Origin of the sequence: uncultured Gimesia sp. (genome assembly GCF_937910335.1) — a bacterium.
In the GTDB taxonomy this organism is placed as follows: Bacteria; Planctomycetota; Planctomycetia; order Planctomycetales; family Planctomycetaceae; genus Gimesia.
The window spans coordinates 1-5,377 of record NZ_CALEMX010000064.1; the positions used below are offsets into that span (position 1 = coordinate 1).

The following is a 5,377-nucleotide window of genomic DNA, read 5'->3' on the forward strand; positions in this document are numbered from 1 at the left end:
ATGGCGCAAATTACGTGCCAAAGCGAGGGAAGTCATCTGGGAAATGCGGGTTTATTGAATCGGCTCAACATGATTGCCAGTTGAGTTTCTAATTCACCTCGATTGGCAACAGACGTTAATGCGTCCATACTGGCTGCCAGTTTGAGGTCGTTGAATTCCTGAGGACGCTTTAAACCGCGAGACAAGTCTCGAAAGATTTCTGCGACTCCCACCAGATGCCCGTCATCGCCGAACATTGGAACCGACTGAACTTCGATATTAATGAGACGACCGCCTGGACGTTCCAGCATGAATTCGGAAGTCATTGGCTTACCATTTGTAATCACTCGGTTCATCGAACAATCGGCAGAGGTAAGGCTGGTGCCTTCCGTATTTGTGAGCGGTAAACTGTTTTTAGTCCACGCGGTTCCCAGGAGTTCGATCGCATTGAAGTCGGTCAATTTTTCCAGACCCGGACTGAAGAGCACAAACTGAAAATCGGCATTAACGATATAAAAACCGTCGTATAAGCTCTCAATCTGAAACAGATATGAGAAAATGTTATTAATCAAATTGACTTCTTGTGCTTCACGTTCATTAAGTTGCTTAGGTTCATAGAGTCGGTTGACTTCCAGTAATGCGTTGTGGAAAGCAACTTGTTCATTTTGTTCCCAGCGTGACAGCGCACCTACGATGTTCCCATCAAATTGCGTACCCGCTGATTCCATGAGGATGGCCATGATTTCTTCATGTCCTTTTCCGGATCGATAAACCTGATTGCTTGCCATAGAGTCGTAAGCGTCCGCTATGGCCAGGATGCGCGCACCCTGGTGGACATCGCTGCCGATATATTGATAGCCATTGGTGGCACCACTGAAGTGATAGCGTGTTTGTGATAAAATCGTCAAGACTTCATGATCAGTGCCGCATGCCTGCAGGACATCCAGGCCGATATTGTGGTAATGTGACATCAGTTCAATTTCATCCGATGTCAGTTTACCGGGCTTGAACAGGATGTGATCGGGAACTCCAATTTTTCCAATATCGTGTAGTAAAGCGGCGATTTCCAGTTGTTTCAGGTGGATTCCCTCCCAGCCTAAATTCGTTGCCATTCCTTTTGCCAGAAAAGCGACACGCCGGGAATGGCATAATGTGGCGGCATCGCGTGCCTGTAGTGCGGTCAAAAATTTTCGCAAATGTTTCCGCGCGATGACCTGATCAATGTAGTCTGTCTCGGCAGATTCCAGAGAGAGATCGTCCTGTTCAGCTGAAAGCGTAAGCAGTTCCTTCAGGATGAGCGAAGAGTCCATATTATAACTACCATGCACCGATTGCTGTCTTGGCATGGGATTATTATTTGCTACGAGTGGACGATTCATCTAATGGCCTTAAGGTGGTTCCGAACATCGAGCTGAGCTTTGATGCGACGCGTTATGAATAAAACGTTGTTCTATTTGCGTATCAAAAATTGCTTCTTTATCGCAAGCGTTTTAGCAGGGAACAGGTTTGGTTAAATATATTGCAGGCCGGGAGAGTAAGGGTTTCTTGATTTGTCATGAAAACTCAAAGTCAGAATTGCGTAAAGCAAGTTTCCCACTTTGGTCTCTGGTGCATGAATTTAATCGAATTCAATTCATGCATCATTGTTGACGGTCTATGTTTAAGTTAGTTCACGAATGTAAGATGTCAAATGATTCTGTGACGGGAACTCCTGACTGCCACACCTGATGAGCCGGGTAGACTGTTCACCGTAAAAACAGGGGTCATAACGATAGGGGCGGTTATGACTGAATGGACCACATCGACCCTCAATTCGCCCGCTGATATCTAAGGGGCATTTATGATATAGTATGATAGTATGGTTGTATCAGTTTTTCGGATTTACCACTGGGTCGCTCGTTGACATTGAATTCATATATGGAATAGAATTCAATAGTGGAATAATAGAGTAGTCAGGAATGGGCATGATTAGACTCGTTTCAGATAGATGGCAAAATCATGGGCATCGCGAGTCCCATCAGGAAAGTATCTTGCTATGAGCGCAAGAGTTAGATTAGTAGTAGCATTGATTTCGATATTCTGGCTGAAGTCACCGGTGCTCTGTCAGGCAGACGATCTCTTTCAAAAAAAGGCAAGCTATCAGGCCGACTTTGATCGCGTGATTGCTCCTTTAATTGCCAGTCGTTGCCTGGAATGTCATGCGGGTCTTGATGCTAAAGCAGGCTTCAATTTTTCCAGTCGTGCCACCGCTTATCAAGGAGGGGAAAGTGGCCCCGCTTTGCAGCCGGGTAAACCTGATAAAAGTCTGGTTTGGAGCTATATCGACTCTGACGAGATGCCGCCGGAGCACCCACTCTCGAATGAAGAGAAGCAGATTTTCAAACAATGGATCCAGGCGGGTGCTCCTTGGGGCACTGATCCGATTGACCCTTTCAGCAAATCGACAAAAAAACGGGGTGGTTATGACTGGTGGTCATTGCAGCCATTGCGTCAGGCTGCCGTTCCTCCGATTCAAGAGAAGCAGTGGTCTCGAAATTCGATAGATGCATTTATTCTGGCACGTCTCCGAGAACATCGTCTTCAGCCTCGATCTCGTGCAGATCGTAGAACGCTCATCCGGCGCCTTTATTATTCCGTCATCGGGTTACCACCTGAGCCGGAAGAAGTGGAAGCGTTCGTGGATGATGCCGCTTCTGACGCTTATGAAACGTTGGTAGATCGTTTACTTGCGTCTCCTCATTATGGAGAACACTGGGCGCGCCATTGGCTGGATGTGGTTCGTTTTGGTGAGAGCAACGGTTTCGAGCGGGACCAGCCGCGCAGTAATGCCTGGCATTATCGGAATTGGGTGATTCGCGCATTCAATCAAGATCTGCCTTACGATCAATTTGTCCGATTGCAATTGGCCGGCGATCTGCTGGAGCCTTCAAACCCGCAATCGATCATCGCCACTGGTTTTCTGGTTGCAGGTCCGCATGATGTGGTAATTCCTCAGAGCAAGATCATGCGGGAAACGATGCGCCAGGATGAGTTGGAGGATACCATCGGCGTTGTCGGCCAAACGTTTCTGGGATTGACGGTCAATTGCGCCCGCTGTCACGACCATAAATTTGATCCGATCAGCCAGCAGGAATACTACCAGTTTGCTGCATCGCTCTCCGGCGTCAATCATGGCGAACGTGATCTTCCCGATACCCGGTATGAACAAGCAAAACAACAACTGTTGCAAATTGAGAATAAACTTCGGGGGGTTCAAGCCGCGCTCTTTAAGCTAGAGTCTGAGGCCCGCCTGCGGGTGATGGCGTCACGCTCAACGCAAGAAAAAACAGACTTACTACAATCATTATCGTCCCCAATCGCTGCCTGGAATTTTCAGAAAAGTATCCAGGATCAGGTGGGAGGTTTGAATGGAACGTTGCAGGGTTCAGCGCAACAGACCAAACAGGGATTGGTACTTGATGGTAATCAGTCTTTCCTGAAAACAGAACCACTCCGTCAGAATTTGAAAGAGAAGACACTCGAAGCCTGGGTGAAGCTGGCAAATCTCGATCAACGCGGCGGTGGTGTGATGAGTGTGCAGACCTTAGGTGGTGCCATCTTTGATGCAATTGTATTTGGTGAGCAACAGCCGGGGCATTGGCTGGCGGGTAGCAATAATTTCAAAAGAACGAAATCCCTTCAAGGACCACTAGAGCAAAACGCATCAGATGAAGTGCAAATTGCCCTGGTCTATCATGCGGATGGAAAAATCGCCGCGTATCGCAATGGGATTCCTTATGGAACGTCCTATCAGTCGCAACAGTTGCAGCCGTTTTCGTCTGGCAAAACTGAAGTCCTGTTTGGTCTGCGACATGGATCTCCCGGCGGGAATCGTCTCTTAAAAGGAACCATTAGCAGAGCGCGGCTGTATGATCGGGCATTGACGGCTGAAGAAATTAAATCCTCTGCCAAATGGGGCGGAACTTTTTTCACAGAAAAAGAACTCACGGTAGTCCTGACAAAACCGGAACAGGGTCAACGAAGCTCATTCCGTGAAGAGCGAAAGAAACTGCATGCGGAAATGAAACGTTTGCAGGCGATTCAACCGACCAAAGTTTATGCCGCCCTTTCACGCGATCCGGGAATTTCACATGTGTTGAGCAGGGGAAGTGTGAATGCACCAGCGGGTGTTGTGAAACCGGGAGGACTCAAAGCGGTTGTCGGTGTGAATAGTGATCTGGGACTGTCGGCTGACAGCCCCGATCGTGATCGACGAATCAAGTTTGCAAAATGGGTGACCGATTCTAAGAACCCCATGTTTGCCCGTGTGATCGTGAACCGAGTCTGGCACTATCACTTCGGTCAAGGCTTAGTGAACACACCCAATGATTTTGGTTTTAATGGTGGGCGTTGCAGTCATCCGGAATTGCTCGACTGGTTGGCGGGCAAGCTGGTCCGCGATCAATGGAGTTTGAAATCACTGCACCGTCTGATTTTGTTATCTGCCGTGTTTCAACAGTCATCAGCGCCGAACCCAAGTGCTCTCAAAGTAGATGCCGACAATCAATGGTTGTGGCGCAAAAGTCCTCAAAGAATTGAAGCGGAGTCGATTCGCGATTCGATTCTAAAAGTCTCCGGTCAGTTGAATACGGAGTCAGGAGGGCAGGGGTATCAAGATGTGAAATCGTATTTCTTCTTAGGGACGCAATTTTATGAACCGTTAGATCCGGTTGGTAAAGAGTTCAATCGTCGGTCGATCTATCGATTTTCTGCGCGCGGTGGCCGTCATCCTCTGCTGGAAACATTCGATTGCCCGGATCCTTCTACAACGACTCCTGACCGGGCATCTACCACCACTCCCCTACAGGCACTCTCGTTAATGAATACATCATTCGTATTGCGGATGTCAGACCTGTTGGCAGAACGTGTCAAGCGGCGGGTCGGTATTGAACCAGAGGAACAGGTCAGGGAACTGTTTTTATTAGCATATCAACGGCGGCCTCAACCTCGGGAGGCGCTACTGGCGAATCGATTTGTCGTGCAATTTGGATTGCCCGCTTTGTGTCGCGTGATTCTGAATAGCAATGAATTTCTCTATGTGAATTGAATGGACGATGGCGGAAAATAAACAACAGCACTTGGAAACTGCTTTCGCGTCAAGCGCCGAAAAGATGTCGCGTCGCGATTTCTTTTCCTGGGCCCAGACCGGTTTGGCAGGCACGGCACTGATGGATCTGCTCTTGAAGCCAAAACTATTACGGGCGGCTGAGCCAGTCAAATCATCATTGACGACGACACATTTTCCAGCGCGCGTCAAACGTGTGATTCACGTCTGCTTGATCGGGGGTTTGAGTCATCTGGACTCGTTTGATTATAAACCCATGCTCAAGAAACTGCATGGCAAGGTCATGCCGACCGA

Annotated in this window: 3 protein-coding genes; 2 read left to right on the forward strand and 1 reads right to left on the reverse strand. The window is 48.3% G+C overall.

What is annotated here, in order from left to right; genetic code table 11:
* Positions 1–32: 32 nt before the first annotated feature.
* Positions 33–1,358 (reverse strand): HD domain-containing phosphohydrolase, encoded by a 1,326-nt coding sequence (locus Q0668_RS02610; protein WP_298859646.1) that lies wholly within the window; start codon positions 1,356–1,358, stop codon positions 33–35.
* A gap of 656 nt (positions 1,359–2,014) precedes the next feature.
* Between Q0668_RS02610 and Q0668_RS02615 the strand changes: the two genes are divergently transcribed.
* Positions 2,015–5,065 (forward strand): DUF1553 domain-containing protein, encoded by a 3,051-nt coding sequence (locus Q0668_RS02615; protein ID WP_298859648.1) that lies wholly within the window; start codon positions 2,015–2,017, stop codon positions 5,063–5,065.
* 7 nt (positions 5,066–5,072) lie between these two features.
* The coding region (locus Q0668_RS02620; RefSeq protein WP_298859650.1) for a DUF1501 domain-containing protein at positions 5,073–5,377 on the forward strand (305 nt) is incomplete at its 3' end.

What these genes read in the sequence shown, in the direction of transcription:
- Q0668_RS02615 (WP_298859648.1), top strand. Translation starts at nt 2,015, where the DNA reads ATGAGCGCAAGAGTTAGATTAGTAGTAGCATTGATTTCGATATTCTGG.
- Q0668_RS02610 (WP_298859646.1), bottom strand. Translation starts at nt 1,358, where the DNA reads ATGAATCGTCCACTCGTAGCAAATAATAATCCCATGCCAAGACAGCAA.